This is a genomic window from Streptomyces sp. NPDC027185 (genome assembly GCF_055567035.1).
The window spans coordinates 193,832-208,494 of record NZ_JBVHRF010000001.1; the positions used below are offsets into that span (position 1 = coordinate 193,832).

At 72.7% G+C, this 14,663-nt stretch carries 10 protein-coding genes; 3 read left to right on the forward strand and 7 right to left on the reverse strand.

From position 1 onward, the window contains the following. Positions 1 to 56: 56 nt before the first annotated feature. Complete coding sequence (locus ACZ4M8_RS00825; RefSeq protein WP_467602151.1) at positions 57 to 1,823, forward strand: glycoside hydrolase family 35 protein; 1,767 nt, start codon at positions 57 to 59, stop codon at positions 1,821 to 1,823. Between the two features lie 63 nt (positions 1,824 to 1,886). Here the strand turns inward: ACZ4M8_RS00825 and ACZ4M8_RS00830 are convergent, their stop codons facing one another. Both ACZ4M8_RS00830 and ACZ4M8_RS00835 read right to left on the reverse strand, forming a co-directional pair. Beyond that, positions 1,887 to 2,054 carry a hypothetical protein gene (locus ACZ4M8_RS00830; protein ID WP_467602154.1) on the reverse strand — a complete coding sequence of 56 codons (168 nt, stop codon included), beginning with the start codon at positions 2,052 to 2,054 and terminating at the stop codon, positions 1,887 to 1,889. 98 nt (positions 2,055 to 2,152) lie between these two features. Further along, complete coding sequence (locus tag ACZ4M8_RS00835; RefSeq protein WP_467602158.1) at positions 2,153 to 2,962, reverse strand: S1 family peptidase; 810 nt, start codon at positions 2,960 to 2,962, stop codon at positions 2,153 to 2,155. Positions 2,963 to 3,497: 535 nt separating this feature from the next. Between ACZ4M8_RS00835 and ACZ4M8_RS00840 the strand changes: the two genes are divergently transcribed. After that, a complete protein-coding gene (locus tag ACZ4M8_RS00840; protein WP_467602161.1) occupies positions 3,498 to 4,013 on the forward strand; it encodes a hypothetical protein in 516 nt (171 codons plus the stop codon). Between the two features lie 473 nt (positions 4,014 to 4,486). Next, positions 4,487 to 4,972 (forward strand): PPOX class F420-dependent oxidoreductase, encoded by a 486-nt coding sequence (locus ACZ4M8_RS00845; protein ID WP_399092485.1) that lies wholly within the window; start codon positions 4,487 to 4,489, stop codon positions 4,970 to 4,972. A 259-nt stretch (positions 4,973 to 5,231) separates the two neighbouring features. Here ACZ4M8_RS00845 and ACZ4M8_RS00850 read toward each other — a convergent pair whose 3' ends face one another. The 5 genes from ACZ4M8_RS00850 to ACZ4M8_RS00870 all read right to left on the reverse strand — a co-directional run bounded on the left by ACZ4M8_RS00850 (position 5,232) and on the right by ACZ4M8_RS00870 (position 14,613). Next, positions 5,232 to 6,692 carry a glutamate synthase subunit beta gene (locus tag ACZ4M8_RS00850; RefSeq protein ID WP_467602164.1) on the reverse strand — a complete coding sequence of 487 codons (1,461 nt, stop codon included), beginning with the start codon at positions 6,690 to 6,692 and terminating at the stop codon, positions 5,232 to 5,234. Further along, positions 6,685 to 11,292, reverse strand: a complete 4,608-nt coding sequence (gene gltB / locus ACZ4M8_RS00855) for a glutamate synthase large subunit (protein ID WP_467602166.1) — start codon at positions 11,290 to 11,292, stop codon at positions 6,685 to 6,687. The genes ACZ4M8_RS00850 and gltB overlap by 8 nt, the downstream gene beginning before the upstream one ends. A gap of 290 nt (positions 11,293 to 11,582) precedes the next feature. Then, the gene (locus tag ACZ4M8_RS00860) at positions 11,583 to 12,323 is read right to left on the reverse strand and encodes a VIT1/CCC1 transporter family protein (RefSeq protein ID WP_467602169.1); all 741 of its coding nucleotides are present in this window, start codon (positions 12,321 to 12,323) and stop codon (positions 11,583 to 11,585) included. Positions 12,324 to 12,701: 378 nt separating this feature from the next. Continuing rightward, positions 12,702 to 13,706 carry a prolipoprotein diacylglyceryl transferase gene (lgt, locus tag ACZ4M8_RS00865; RefSeq protein ID WP_467602172.1) on the reverse strand — a complete coding sequence of 335 codons (1,005 nt, stop codon included), beginning with the start codon at positions 13,704 to 13,706 and terminating at the stop codon, positions 12,702 to 12,704. Positions 13,707 to 13,803: 97 nt separating this feature from the next. Then, a complete protein-coding gene (locus ACZ4M8_RS00870) occupies positions 13,804 to 14,613 on the reverse strand; it encodes a DsbA family protein (protein ID WP_467602175.1) in 810 nt (269 codons plus the stop codon). Positions 14,614 to 14,663 lie beyond the last annotated feature (50 nt).

Genomic DNA, 14,663 nt, shown 5'->3' on the forward strand with positions numbered 1-14,663 from the left:
GGCCAGGGGGCGAGGGTGGGCGGCACGGACGGCGACGGCGGAGGGCGGGCGGCACGGTGGCGTACGAGGCGGCCGGATTCACGGTGGGCGAGCAGGACTTCCTGCTGGACGGGCGGCCGGTGCGGCTGCTCTCCGGCGCACTGCACCACTTCCGCGTCCACGAGGCGCAGTGGGACCACCGGCTGGCGATGCTGCGCGCCCTGGGCCTGAACTGCGTGGAGACGTACGTCCCGTGGAACCTCCACGAACCCCGCCCCGGCGAGCTGCGGGACGTCGCGGCGGTCGGCCGGTTCCTGGACGCGGCCGGGCGCGCCGGTCTGCGGGCGATCGTGCGGCCCGGCCCGTACATCTGCGCCGAGTGGGAGAACGGCGGACTGCCGCACTGGCTGACCGGGCGGCTGGGACGCCGCGTGCGGACCGGTGATCCGGAGTATCTGCGGGCGGTGGAGCGCTGGTTCACGGCGCTGCTGCCGCAGATCGTCCCCCGGCAGTGCACCGCCGGCGGCCCGGTGGTGCTGGTGCAGGTCGAGAACGAGTACGGCTCGTACGGGTCGGATTCCGGCCACCTGGCCCGGCTGGCGGAGCTGCTGCGCGAGCGGGGTGTGACGGTGCCGCTGTTCACCTCGGACGGGCCCGAGGACCACATGCTGACCGGCGGCTCGCTGCCCGGTGTGCTCGCCGCGGTGAACTTCGGCTCGGGCGCCCGGGAGGCGTTCGCCGCGCTCCGCCGCCACCGCCCGTCCGGCCCGCTGTTCTGCGCGGAGCTGTGGTGCGGCTGGTTCGCGCACTGGGGCGAGGAGCCCGCGCCGGACGGTGCGGAGCGCGCGGCGCGGGAGCTGCGGGCCGCCCTGGAGTGCGGCGCGTCCGTCAACCTCTACATGGCGCACGGCGGCACCAGCTTCGGCGGCCACGCGGGCGCCAACCGCGCGGGCGCGCTGCACGACGGCCCGCTGGAGCCGACCGTCACCTCCTACGACTACGCCGCTCCGATCGACGAACGCGGCCGCCCCACCGCCAAGTTCGCCCTCTTCCGCGACGCCCTCGCCCCGTACACGGACGCCCCGCCGCCCCCGCCGCCCGCGCCCTGGCCGGTGCTCGGCGCGCCCGCCGACGTCCACCTGGACGGATGGGCGGCGCCCGGCGCGGTCCTGGACGCGCTCGGCGGCCCGGAGGTGACCGCGCCCGTCCCGCCCACCTTCGAGGAACTGGACGTGGACCGCGGTCTGGTCCGCTACCGGCTGCGGGTGCCCGGCCCCCGGCAGCCGTACCCGCTGCGGGTCCGGGGCCTGCGGGACCGCGCCGTGACATTCGTGGACGGGGTGCCGGGCCCGGAGCTGACGACCGAGGACGCGCTGCTCGGCGACGTCCCGGGCCCGGCGGAGGTCGAGCTGTGGGTGGAGTCCCTGGGCCGGGTCAACTACGGCCCCCGCCTCGGCGAACCCAAGGGCCTCACCGGCGGAGTCCTGCACGAACGCCAGTATCTGCACGGCGTCCGCGCCCGCGGTCTGCGCCTCGACGCGCTTCAGGACGCGGCGTCCGTGGCCCGCCTCTCCCTCGCCCCGCCCCGCCCCGGCGCCCGCGGCCTGCACCGCGGCACGGTCACCGTCCCGCCGGGCCACAGCGGCGACGCCCGGCTCGAACTCCCCGGCTGGACCCGCGGCTTCGCCTGGCTCGCCGGCTTCCCCCTCGGCCGCTACTGGTCGGCCGGCCCGCAACACACCCTGTACGTCCCGGGCCCGGTCCTGCGCGAGGGCCCGAACGAAATCCTCCTGCTGGAGCTGGCCGGGGCGGCGGGGGTGGGGCAGGTGCGGCTGGTGCCGTGAGGGGCGGCGGGCGCGCCCCGGCGACACGGGCGGCGCGGGACGGGCCGGCGCCGGCCGGATCGGTCATGGTCTCCCGCAGCGCGGCGGCCCCGTCCGCCGGTCGGCGACGCCGTCGCCGCCGCGGTCCCCGGTGACGATCACCATGGCGAGGGGGTACGCGACGCGGTCGGCGGCGGCGCGGTGGGTGACCGCGGGGGCGTGCGCCCGCCCGTCGACCAGCACCTCGCGCACCGCCCCGGCACCGGCGGGGCCGGCCGGTACCGGGGCGGTCAGGTGCGGCGGACCGGGGGAAGTCCGCCACACCGGTGGGGGGACGCGTCGGTGAGGGCTCAGGCGCCCAGGCCGGACGCGGCTTTCTGGATGTCCGCGGCGAAGGTGCTCACCTCGGAGTAGACGCCGGGCTTGCCGGGGCGGGCGCAGCCCTCGCCCCAGGAGACGATGCCGACCTGGATGAACTCACCCGCGTCGTCCTTGCGGAACATCGGGCCGCCGGAGTCGCCCTGGCAGGTGTCGACGCCACCGGTGTCGAGCTTGCCGGCGCAGATCTCGTCACCCGGGGTCAGCGAGTCGCCGTACGCCTTCTCGCAGGTGGCGTCGTCGATGAACGGCACCGTCGCCTTCAGGAGGTAGCGCTGCTGGTCGCCGCCCTCCTTGTCGGCGCCCCAACCGGCGATGGTGAAGTCACCGTTGTTGAACTTGTCGTCCTGGGCGATCTTCAGGGTGGGCTGGTCGATCGGCTTCTCCAGCTTGATCAGCGCCCAGTCCTTGCCCTTGCCGTCGTAGCCCGGGGCCTGGAGGACCTCGGTGGACTTGACCGTCACGGCGGCCGGGTCCTCCAGGTCGACGACGCCACCGGTGGCGGTGATGCCGGTGTTGGGACCGCTGCCGTCGACGCAGTGCGCCGCCGTCAGCACGATGTCCTTGGCGTACAGCGCGCCGCCGCAGCCCATCGACAGCCGGACCATGAAGGGGAATTCACCCTGGTCGGCCTTGGTGCCGCCGACCACCTTGGTGCCCACCGAGCCGGAGGTGTCGGGGGCGGGCGCCGCGAAGGCCGTGCCGGGCAGGAGGCTGAAGGCGGCCAGGGCGACGGCGCCGGCGGCGGTGGTTCTCTTGAGGTGCTTCAGGGAGCTGCGCAACGGGCTTCCTTTCGTGGGGGGTTGCACGTCGAGGACGAACGCGTGCCCCACCGGAGCCGGTGCGCGGCACAGCTGCGGAACAGGCAGCCTGCCGTGCGGCCTGCGGACCCAGTGGGGGATGAGTCCGTAAAGCGCTCTGTGATTATGTGAGCGGACGCTCAGCGTGACAAGGGTGTACAACCCGCCAACTCCCTTGGCCCCGGCCGCCCCACACGCCCCATCACCGCCACCCGGCCCCCGCCACCACCACCTCCGCCACCGCCCGCACGCCGCCGACCAGCGGATCTCCGTACGGAACGCGGACGGTCCCCGTGCCGAGGGCGGCGAACCCGCCCCGGGCGGCGCGACGGGAGCGAGCGACCCGGCGGCGCGCGGCGGACGGTGCCGGTCGGCCGGCGGCTCCCCGTACGGGGAGAAGGCACGGCGGACAGGCCGCCACGGCGCGGTGTCCTCCCGCCGTCCCTGAGAACGCGCGGACGGGGGCGGAACCCGATCGGCCCCGGCTCCGTCCCATGCGTGACCCGAGGAGGCAGACATGTGGAACCCCACCGCACCGCGGACCCGCACCCCCGCCGGGAAGAACCGCGCCGCCCGGCGCACCCTGGCCGCCCTGACCGCCCTGACCGCCGCCGGTACGGCACTGGCCGGGTGCGGCCAGGCGAAGCAGACCGTCGGTGCCGCGCCGCCCGGCAAGCCGAGCGCGTTCGAGCAGCGCGCCGACACCATCGTGCGGGACTGGCCGAAGGTCGAGCCGGTCGCCGGGCACAAGGAGGCGCTGCTGCCGCTGGCCGGTGCCGACAAGCCGGGCGTCTCGGCGCGGAAGGTGACGGTGACCGTCGGGCACGGCGCCTGCGACGCGAAGTACGGCGCGCACGTCCGCGAGTCGGAGAAGCTGGTCGTGGTGTCCGGCTGGAGCCGCAAGAAGGACGACAAGAAGATGTGCACCGCCCAACTCGCCACCGACCAGGTCACGGTGGAGCTGAAGCAGCCGCTGGGCCACCGCACCCTGGTCGACGCGGCCACCGGCAAACCGCTGGCCGGTCACCGCTGAACCGCCGCCGCACCCGCCGTCCGCACGGCGCCGCGCCCCTTCCCGCGACGCCCCGGCGGACGGCGGGCCGGACGGCACCGGCGGGCCGGGGCGGGGCGGCAGGGGTACCGCGGCGTGTGGGGCGCCGCGGTACCTCTGCCGGCCCGCCCCGGCCCGTTCCCAGGTGGCACGACCGGACGCCGGGGCACGACCGGGCCCGGCGGCACCGGGAGCGGCCACGCGCCGGACGGGAGCGCCCACGCGCCGGGGCCACCGCACCGGGCGCCCACCCGCCGGAGCCGCACCGGCGCCCGCGCACCCGTGTCACCACCCTGCGGGCAGAGCGAACGCGGCCCGAAGCCGCGGGCACACCCGCGCACCGGCACCCGGCGGGCACGGCCTCTCCCCCGCCCCGGCCACACCCTTCTCACCCGCCCCGTACGTACCCGTGCGACACGGGCCTTCGAGTGCGCTCCACGCCCTAGGCTGAGCCCATGAGCCCCTCCATCGCCCGTAACACCCGAGTGGACCTGCCCGAGTTGCTGGAGTTCGTCCGTCCCCGGCACCGCGCGATCCTGCTGACCCGCCGCTCCGACGGGACACCGCAGGGCTCGCCGCTGACCTGCGGGGTGGACGACGACGGCCGGCTGGTCATGTCGACGTATCCCGAGCGTGCCAAGGTGCACAACGCCCGCCGGGCGCCGTCGGTCAGCGTGATCGTGCTGTCCGACGAGTGGAACGGCCCGTGGGTGCAGATCGACGGTGAGGCCGAGGTGATCGACACGCCGGAGTCCGTCGAGCCGCTGGTCGAGTACTTCCGCAACATCGCCGGTGAGCACCCGGACTGGGACGAGTACCGCGAGGCCATGCGCACCCAGGGCAAGTCCCTGATCCGGGTCACCCCGCGCCGCTGGGGCCCGATCGCCACCGGCGGTTTCCCGGCCCGGCTGGTCGCCGAGGACGACGAAGCCGGGAAGTAACGCCCCGGTCCGCCGGCGCGGAGCCCCACCGCCCCGTCTCCACCGACGCCGAGCCCGCCCGTACCGCTTTAAGGTACGGGCGGGCTCTTCAGCGGTACGGGCCGCCCGCCCCACGCCGGGGCCGGGCGGCCCGTCAAGAGACGCGCGACGCCCGCCCGCCGGTCGGGGAATCAGGCAGGCGTCGCGGTATGGGCCCCGGTATCGCTCCCGGGACCCATGCCGCCGTACGCCGTTGTACGGGACAGGAAGGGACGTACCGTCACACGGCGAGTGCGCGGTCCGTCGGCTTGATGGGAGCCGGCAGGGCGCTGGCTCCGGTGAGGAAGCGGTCCACCCCACGGGCGGCGGAGCGGCCCTCGGCGATGGCCCACACGATGAGCGACTGGCCGCGCCCCGCGTCACCGGCGACGAAGACACCGGGGACGTTGGTGGCGAACTCCGCGTCGCGGGCGATGTTCCCGCGGGCGTCCAGCTCCAGGCCGAACTGCTCGACCAGCCCGTTCTCCCGGTCGGTGCCGGTGAAGCCCATCGCCAGGGTGACCAGCTGCGCCGGGATCTTCCGCTCGGTTCCGGGCTTCTGCTCCAGCTTGCCGTCCTTGAACTCCACCTCGATCAGGTGCAGCCACTGGACGTTGCCGTCCTCGTCGCCCTCGAAGTGGGTGGTCGAGACCGAGTAAATGCGCTCGCCGCCCTCCTCGTGCGCGGAGGTCACCTTGTACAGCATCGGGAACGTCGGCCACGGCTGTCCCGCGGTCCGCTCCTCGCCCGGCTTCGGCATGATCTCCAGCTGGGTGACGGACGCCGCGCCCTGACGGTGGGCGGTGCCCACGCAGTCCGCGCCGGTGTCGCCGCCGCCGATGACGACGACGTGCTTGCCCTCGGCGGTGATCGGGGCGACGGTCAGATCGCCCTCCTGCACCTTGTTGGCGAGCGGCAGGTACTCCATCGCGAAGTGGATGCCGTTCAGCTCCCGGCCGGGCACCGGCAGGTCGCGGGAGGTGGTGGCGCCCGCGGCGATGACGACGGCGTCGTACCGCTTGCGCAGCTTCTTCGCGTCGATGTCGCGGCCGATCTCCGTCTCCGTACGGAACTTGGTGCCCTCCGCCCGCATCTGCTCGATACGGCGGTTGATGTGCCGCTTCTCCATCTTGAACTCGGGGATGCCGTACCGCAGCAGCCCGCCGATGCGGTCGGCGCGCTCGTAGACGGCGACGGTGTGACCGGCGCGGGTCAGCTGCTGGGCGGCGGCCAGTCCCGCCGGGCCGGAGCCGATGACGGCGACGGTCTTGCCGGAGAGCCGCTCGGGCGGGCGCGGGGTGACGTCGCCGCTGTCCCACGCCTTGTCGATGATGGTGACCTCGACGTTCTTGATGGTCACCGGCTGCTGGTTGATGCCGAGGACGCACGCCGCCTCACAGGGCGCCGGGCACAGCCGCCCGGTGAACTCCGGGAAGTTGTTGGTGGCGTGCAGCCGCTCGGACGCGGCGCTCCAGTCGTCGCGCCAGGCGTAGTCGTTCCACTCGGGGATGAGGTTCCCCAGCGGGCAGCCGTTGTGGCAGAACGGGATGCCGCAGTCCATGCAGCGCGACGCCTGCTCGCTGATGATCGGCAGCAGGGCGCCGGGCCGGTAGACCTCGTTCCAGTCCTGGACGCGCTCGGGCACGGGACGGGCCGTGGCGACCTCGCGGTCGTGGTTGAGGAAGCCCTTCGGGTCAGCCATGGGTCGCCGCCTCCATCATCTTCTCGTGGGTCTCGGACTCGGAGAGTCCGGCCTGCTCGGCGGCGTCCTTGGCGGCGAGCACTGCCTGGTAGGTGGGCGGGACGACCTTGCTGAAGCGGGCAGCGGCGGCGTCCCAGCCGTCGAGGAGCTTCGCGGCGACGGTCGAGCCGGTCTCCTCCTGGTGGCGGCGCACCACACCGTGCAGCCACTCCTTGTCGGCGTCGTCCAGCGCGCTGACCGCACCGGCCAGCTCCTTGTTGACGCGGTCGGGGTCGAGGTCGATGACGTACGCGGTACCACCCGACATCCCGGCGGCGAAGTTCCGTCCGGTCTCGCCGAGGACGACCGCGCTGCCGCCGGTCATGTACTCGCAGCCGTGGTCGCCGACGCCCTCGGAGACCACCGTGGCACCGGAGTTGCGGACACAGAACCGCTCGCCGACCCGGCCCCGCAGGTACAGCTCACCGCCGGTGGCGCCGTAGGCGAGGGTGTTGCCGGCGATGACGGAGTACTCCGCGAGGTGGTCGGCGCCGCGGTCCGGGCGGACGACGATCCGGCCGCCGGAGAGGCCCTTGCCGACGTAGTCGTTGGCGTCGCCCTCCAGGCGCAGGGTGATGCCGCGCGGCAGGAACGCGCCGAAGGACTGGCCGGCGGAGCCGGTGAAGGTGAGGTCGATGGTGTCGTCCGGCAGCCCGGCGCCGCCGAACTTCTTGGTGACCTCGTGGCCGAGCATGGTGCCGACGGTGCGGTTGATGTTGCGGATCGCGATCTGCGCGCGGACCGGCTGGGCGTCCTCGGGGGTGTCCGCGGCCAGCGCGTCGGCGGCGAGCCGGATCAGCTCGTTGTCCAGCGCCTTCGCCAGCCCGTGGTCCTGGACGACGGCCTGGTGGCGGACGGCGCCCTCGGGCAGCTCGGGCACGTGCAGCAGCGGGCCGAGGTCGAGGCCCTGGGCCTTCCAGTGGTCCACCGCCCGTGTGGTGTCGAGGAGTTCGGCGTGACCGATCGCCTCGTCGAGAGTGCGGAAGCCCAGCTCGGCGAGGAGTTCGCGGACCTCCTCGGCGATGAACTCGAAGAAGTTGACGATGTACTCGGCCTTGCCGCTGAACCGCTCGCGCAGCACCGGGTTCTGGGTGGCGATACCGACCGGGCAGGTGTCGAGGTGGCAGACGCGCATCATGACGCAGCCGGAGACGACCAGCGGCGCGGTCGCGAAACCGAACTCCTCGGCGCCCAGCAGCGCGGCGATGATCACGTCGCGGCCGGTCTTGAGCTGCCCGTCGGTCTGCACCACGATCCGGTCGCGCAAGCCGTTGAGCAGCAGCGTCTGCTGTGCCTCGGCCAGACCCAGCTCCCAGGGGCCGCCGGCGTGCTTGAGGCTCGTCAGAGGGGACGCGCCCGTTCCGCCGTCGTGGCCGGAGATGAGGACGACATCCGCGTGCGCCTTGGAGACACCGGCGGCGACGGTGCCGACGCCGACCTCGGAGACCAGCTTCACGTGGATCCGCGCCGCCGGGTTGGCGTTCTTCAGATCGTGGATCAGCTGCGCGAGATCCTCGATGGAGTAGATGTCGTGGTGCGGCGGGGGCGAGATCAGGCCGACGCCGGGCGTGGAGTGCCGGGTCTTCGCCACCCACGGGTAGACCTTGTGGCCGGGCAGCTGACCGCCCTCACCGGGCTTGGCGCCCTGGGCCATCTTGATCTGGATGTCATCGGCGTTGACGAGGTATTCGCTGGTCACACCGAAGCGGCCGGAGGCGACCTGCTTGATGGACGAGCGGCGCGCCGGATCGTACAGCCGCTCCGGGTCCTCACCGCCCTCACCGGTGTTGGACTTGCCGCCGAGCTGGTTCATCGCGATGGCGAGCGTCTCGTGCGCCTCCTGCGAGATGGAGCCGTACGACATGGCACCGGTGGAGAACCGCTTGACGATCTCCGCGGCGGGCTCGACCTCGTCCAGCGGGACCGCCGGACGCGCGCCCTTGATCCCGAAGAGGCCGCGCAGCGTCATCAGCCGCTCGGACTGCTCGTTCACCCGGTCCGTGTACTGCTTGAAGATGTCGTACCGGCGCGAGCGGGTGGCGTGCTGGAGCCGGAAGACGGTGTCCGGGTCGAAGAGGTGCGGCTCGCCCTCGCGGCGCCACTGGTACTCGCCGCCGATGTCCAGCGCGCGGTGGCTGGCGGCGATACCGGACGCCGGGTACGCCTTGGCGTGCCTCGCCGCGACCTCCTCGGCGACGATGTCCAGACCCGCGCCGCCGATCTTGGTGGCGGTGCCGTGGAAGTACGTGTCGACGAACGTCTCCTCCAGGCCGACGGCCTCGAAGACCTGCGCGCCGCGGTAGGAGGCGACGGTCGAGATGCCCATCTTGGACATGACCTTCAGCACGCCCTTGCCGAGCGCCTTGATGAGGTTGCGGATGGCGTCCTCGGGGTCGGTGCCCGCGGGCAGGAACGTCCCCGCGCGGACCAGGTCCTCGACGGACTCCATCGCCAGGTACGGGTTGACCGCGGCGGCGCCGTAGCCGATCAGCAGCGCGACATGGTGCACCTCGCGGACGTCACCGGCCTCGACGAGCAGCCCCACCTGGGTGCGCTGCTTGGTGCGGATGAGGTGGTGGTGGACGGCCGAGGTGAGCAGCAGCGACGGGATCGGGGCGTGCTCGGCGTCGGAGTGCCGGTCGGAGAGGACGATCAGCCGGGCACCGGCCTCGATGGCGGCGGCGGCCTCCGCGCAGATCTCCGCCAGCCGCGCGGCGAGGGCCTCGCCCCCGCCGCCGACGCGGTAGAGACCGGAGAGCGTCACGGCCGCCATACCGGGCATGTCGCCGTCGGCGTTGATGTGGATCAGCTTGGCCAGCTCGTCGTTGTCGATCACCGGGAACGGCAGGGTGACGCTCCGGCAGGACTCGGCGGTCGGCTCCAGCAGATTGCCCTGCGGGCCGAGCGAAGAGATCAGCGAGGTGACCAGCTCCTCGCGGATGGCGTCCAGCGGCGGGTTGGTGACCTGCGCGAACAGCTGGGTGAAGTAGTCGAAGAGCAACCGCGGACGGGCCGAGAGCGCGGCGATCGGCGAGTCCGTACCCATCGAACCGATCGGCTCCGCGCCGGACTTCGCCATCGGCGCGAGCAGGACCCGCAGCTCCTCCTCGGTGTAGCCGAAGGTCTGCTGGCGGCGGGTGACCGAGGCGTGGGTGTGCACGATGTGCTCCCGCTCGGGCAGGTCCGCGAGGTCGATCAGCCCCTCGTCCAGCCACTGCTGGTACGGATGGGCACCGGCCAGCTCCGCCTTGATCTCGTCGTCCTCGATGATGCGGTGCTCGGCGGTGTCGACGAGGAACATCCGGCCCGGCTGGAGGCGGCCCTTGCGGACGACCTTGGCCGGGTCGATGTCGAGGACGCCGACCTCGGAGGAGAGCACGACCAGGCCGTCATCGGTGACCCAGTAGCGGCCGGGGCGCAGCCCGTTGCGGTCGAGGACCGCGCCGACCTGCGTACCGTCGGTGAAGGTGACGCACGCCGGGCCGTCCCAGGGCTCCATCATCGTGGAGTGGTAGCGGTAGAACGCGCGCCGGGCCGGGTCCATGGCCGGGGCGTTCTCCCACGCCTCGGGCACCATCATCAGCACCGCGTGCGGCAGCGACCGCCCGCCCAGGTGCAGCAGCTCCAGCACCTCGTCGAAGGAGGCGGAGTCGGAGGCGTCCGGCGTACAGACCGGGAAGAGCCGGTCGACATCAAGGTCACCGAAGAGCTGCGAGGCGAGCTGCGATTCGCGGGCCCGCATCCAGTTGCGGTTGCCCTTGACGGTGTTGATCTCACCGTTGTGCGCGACGAAGCGGTAGGGGTGGGCCAGCGGCCAGCTCGGGAAGGTGTTGGTGGAGAACCGCGAGTGGACCAGCGCGATGGCCGACGCGAACCGCCGGTCGGACAGGTCCGGGAAGAACGGCTCCAGCTGCCCGGTGGTGAGCATCCCCTTGTAGACGAGGGTGCGGGCGGAGAGCGACGGGAAGTAGACGCCCGCCTCGCGCTCGGCCCGCTTGCGCAGCGCGAACGCCTTGCGGTCCAGCGCCAGACCGGTGTTCTCCCCGTCGGCGACGAACAGCTGGGAGAAGGCCGGCATGGTGGCGCGGGCTCCGTTGCCGAGGAGTTCGGGGGCGACCGGGACGACGCGCCAGCCGAGCACGGTCAGGCCCTCCTCCCCGGCGATCGTCTCGATCTGCGAGACGGCCGCGGCCGCCCGGTGGGCCTCGGCCGGCAGGAAGGCGATGCCGACGGCGTATGCGCCGGCCTCGGGGAGACCGAAGGTGACCTCCTCGCGCAGGAACGCGTCCGGCACCTGGAGCAGGATGCCCGCACCGTCGCCCGAATCGGGCTCGGAGCCGGTCGCACCGCGGTGCTCCAGATTGGTCAGCACCGTGAGCGCCTGCTCGACCAGCGCATGACCGGGCTCACCGGTGAGGGTGGCCACGAAGCCGACGCCGCAGGCGTCGTGCTCGTTGCGCGGGTCGTACATCCCCTGCGGGGCGGGGCGCCCGTCCATGGGCGACCAGGCGGCGCGGGTGGCGCCGGCGGTGGCCGCGGAGTGCGTGGACGCGGAACGCATCGGCTCTCCCAACGTCGTCGTGGCATAGGCACTGCCGAGGGACGACGTTGGCCCTCCGCGAAATTTCGTGCAGGTTACAGGATGGCTCGCTTCTCGGGAAGCGGATAGAGCCTTCCAACATGCGGACACCGTGACTGCGGTGTGTGAGGTCGCGGACAACCAACCCGGTCCGGAAACGGGGCGCCCACCGAGCGACATTGCCCGCGTGGCGCCCCGGCCTTATGCCCGGTGGTCACAGAGATGAAACCGCCGAGTAACTCAATAATTATGCGAGCTCCCGCATGGGAGCGTCACCCTACGACGGTTCCGAACACCGCTCCCAGGATGTACGTCACACCCGCGGCCGCGCCACCGAGGAGCAGCTGCCGCACCCCGCTGAACCACCACGAGCGGGCGGTCACCCGCGCCACGACCGCCCCGCACGCGAAGAGTCCGAGCAGCGCCAGCGCCACCGCGGGCCACAGCGCGGAAGCGCCCAACAGATAAGGAAGTACGGGCAGCAACGCGCCCAGCGCAAACGATCCGAAGGAGGAAACCGCTGCCACGGTGGGCGACGGAAGGTCGGACGGATCGATGCCCAACTCCTCGCGGGCATGGATCTCCAGCGCCTGCTCGGGGTCGCGGGAGAGCTGTTCGGCGACCTTCCGGGCCAGCTCCGGCTCCACCCCGCGCGAGACGTAGAGGGCCGCCAGCTCATCCCGTTCGTCCTTCGGGTGCTTGCGCAGTTCGTCCCGTTCGATGTCCAGCTCGGCGAGGACCAGCTCACGCTGGGAGGCGACGGAGGTGTACTCACCGGCGGCCATCGAGAAGGCACCGGCGGCCAGCCCGGCCAGCCCGGTGATGATGATCGTCTGCTGCGAGACCGCGCCGCCGGCGACACCGGTCATCAGCGCGAGGTTCGAGACCAGGCCGTCCATCGCGCCGAAGACGGCGGGGCGCAGCCAGCCGCCGTTGACGTCACGGTGGGTGTGGTTGTCGCGGTGGGCGACGTGGGTGGACGCCGGGACATCCATGACATCGATGACGGACATAGGGACCTGCTCCCTTCAACGAGGTGTGGGCCGCTGCTCGGCACTTTCCCCTCCAACACCTCGAAACTAGGCGTGACGTCCCCTCCACCGCTAGCAAGGAAGGCCGAACTTACCTCTCTGACCTGCGGTTTCTTCCGGCAGCCCACCGTGAGATCCCGATCACAAGGCCCGTGCGGACCGCCGGTCCGGCCGCCCGCACACCGCCGTCCGGACCGGACCGGCGGACCGCGGCACGGCGCCGCCCGGCCGCCGGGCGCGGACGGCGCACACCGGCCCGGGGAGGGCGCACACAGCACCGCGCCGGGCGGAACCCGTTATACGGTTCCGCCCGGCGCGGTGCACGGACGTGACGCCGCCGCCCGGGGCGACGGCGCGCGCTCAGCTCTTCTTGCCGCTCCCGGCGGTCTTCGCCTCGCCCTCGGCGGCCTTCTCGGACTCCCCGGCGCCCGGCCCGTCCTCCCCGGACCCGGCGTCCTTCTTCTCCGCCGCAGCACCGGACTCCGCCGTCGCGGCGCCGTCCGCCGCCTGCGCGTCCGCCGGCTCGCCGCCGGCCAGGGCCTCCTGCGCGCCCGGCTCGACGACCTCCTCGCGGCCCGGCACCCGCCGGGCGGAGACGACCAGGTAGACCACGGCGAGGACCAGACCGATGAGCGCGGTCCAGACGTTGAGCCGCAGCCCGAGGATGTGGTGCGCCTCGTCGACCCGCATGTACTCGATCCAGGCACGGCCGGTGCAGTACGCCGCGACGTACAGGGCGAACGCCCGGCCGTGGCCGAGGCGGAACCGCTTGTCGGCCCAGATCACCAGCGCGGCGACGCCCAGGCACCACAGGCACTCGTAGAGGAACGTCGGGTGGTAGGTGCCGCCGATGCGGCCGATCGCCGGGTCGTCGCTGATCTTCAGCGCCCACGGCACATCGGTCGGCCGGCCGTACAGCTCCTGGTTGAACCAGTTGCCCCAGCGGCCGATGGCCTGGCCGATGGCGAGGCCGGGGGCGAGGGCGTCGCAGTAGGCGGGCAGCGGGATACCGCGGCGGCGGCAGCCGATCCACGCGCCGACCGCGCCGAGCGCCACCGCGCCCCAGATGCCGAGGCCGCCCTCCCACACCTTGAAGGCGTCGAGCGGATGGCCGTCCTTGCCGAAGTACGGCTCGTACGTCGTGATGACGTGGTAGAGCCGGCCGCCGACGAGGCCGAAGGGCACCGCCCAGACGGCGATGTCCGCCACCGTGCCGGACCGGCCGCCGCGCTGCACCCAGCGCTTGTTGCCGAGCCAGACGCCCAGGAAGACACCGATGATGATGCAGAACGCGTAGCCCCGGAGCGGGATCGGGCCGAGATGTACGACGCCGACCGACGGGCTGGGAATGAATGCGAGGTCCATGGCAGTCACGACGCTACCCCGCCGGGCGGGGTCGGCGGCAACCCGCCCGGCAACGGCTGCGTAACAAGGCCGTCCCGGGCGGTGGCGTGCCGTGTGATCAGGGCTGAGGCGTGGCGGTGCGGGCCGGCTGCTTGCCCTTGTTGGCGTCCTGCACCATCTTCTTGAAGTCCGCGGGCGTGAACTGGCCGTTCTTCTCCTTCGCCAGGTCCTTGCCGTTGAGCAGCACGGTCGGGGTGCCGCGGTAGCCGGACGTGGTGAACGCGTCGTTGGACCGCCGGACGAAGGCGTCGTACGTACCGGACTCGACGCACTGCTCGAAGGCGTCGGTGGTCAGCCCGGGGACCTTGCCCGCGAGCTGGATCAGCTTCTTCTTGTCGGCGAAGGCGTCCTGCTGCTCCGGCGGCTGGTTGCTGTAGAGGACGTCGTGGTACGCGCGGAAGTGGCCGGTGTGCTGGGCGCAGAGCGCGGCGTTGGCGGCGTTGAGGGAGCCGGTGCCGCCTCCGTTGCCGTCGATGATCGTGACGAGGTGGTACTCGCTCTTCAGCTGCCCGGCGTCCTCCAGCTCGTGGATGACCGAGCGGAAGCCGGTCTCGAACTGCTGGCAGGCGGGGCAGCGGAAGTCCTCCCAGACCGTCAGGGTGGAGGGGGCGCCGGACGCGCCGACCGGCACCGCGGGCCGGTCGCCGCCGCGCGCGCCCTTCGGCACCGCCAGCGGTTTGGCGCTCTCCTCGTCCCCGCCGGAGTTCGACGCCCAGACGGCGATGGCGCCGGCCACCGCCAGGACCACGACCACCACCGCGGCGACGATCGCCTGGCGGTTGCGCCGGGCGCGGGCCTTCTCCTTCTCGCGCTGTGCCTTCAACCGCTCACGGGCGCTGCTCTTACCGTCATCGTTCTTCTGGCTCACCCCAGGAAAACGAAGCGGAGGGGCGCCGCCGCACCCCTCCGCACCGATGT

Bases quoted from the DNA above. Each gene is read 5' to 3' on its own strand.
- ACZ4M8_RS00840 (WP_467602161.1), top strand. From the start codon at position 3,498: ATGTGGAACCCCACCGCACCGCGGACCCGCACCCCCGCCGGGAAGAAC.
- ACZ4M8_RS00845 (WP_399092485.1), top strand. From the start codon at position 4,487: ATGAGCCCCTCCATCGCCCGTAACACCCGAGTGGACCTGCCCGAGTTG.
- ACZ4M8_RS00850 (WP_467602164.1), bottom strand. From the start codon at position 6,692: ATGGCTGACCCGAAGGGCTTCCTCAACCACGACCGCGAGGTCGCCACG.
- gltB (WP_467602166.1), bottom strand. From the start codon at position 11,292: ATGCGTTCCGCGTCCACGCACTCCGCGGCCACCGCCGGCGCCACCCGC.
- ACZ4M8_RS00860 (WP_467602169.1), bottom strand. From the start codon at position 12,323: ATGTCCGTCATCGATGTCATGGATGTCCCGGCGTCCACCCACGTCGCC.
- lgt (WP_467602172.1), bottom strand. From the start codon at position 13,706: ATGGACCTCGCATTCATTCCCAGCCCGTCGGTCGGCGTCGTACATCTC.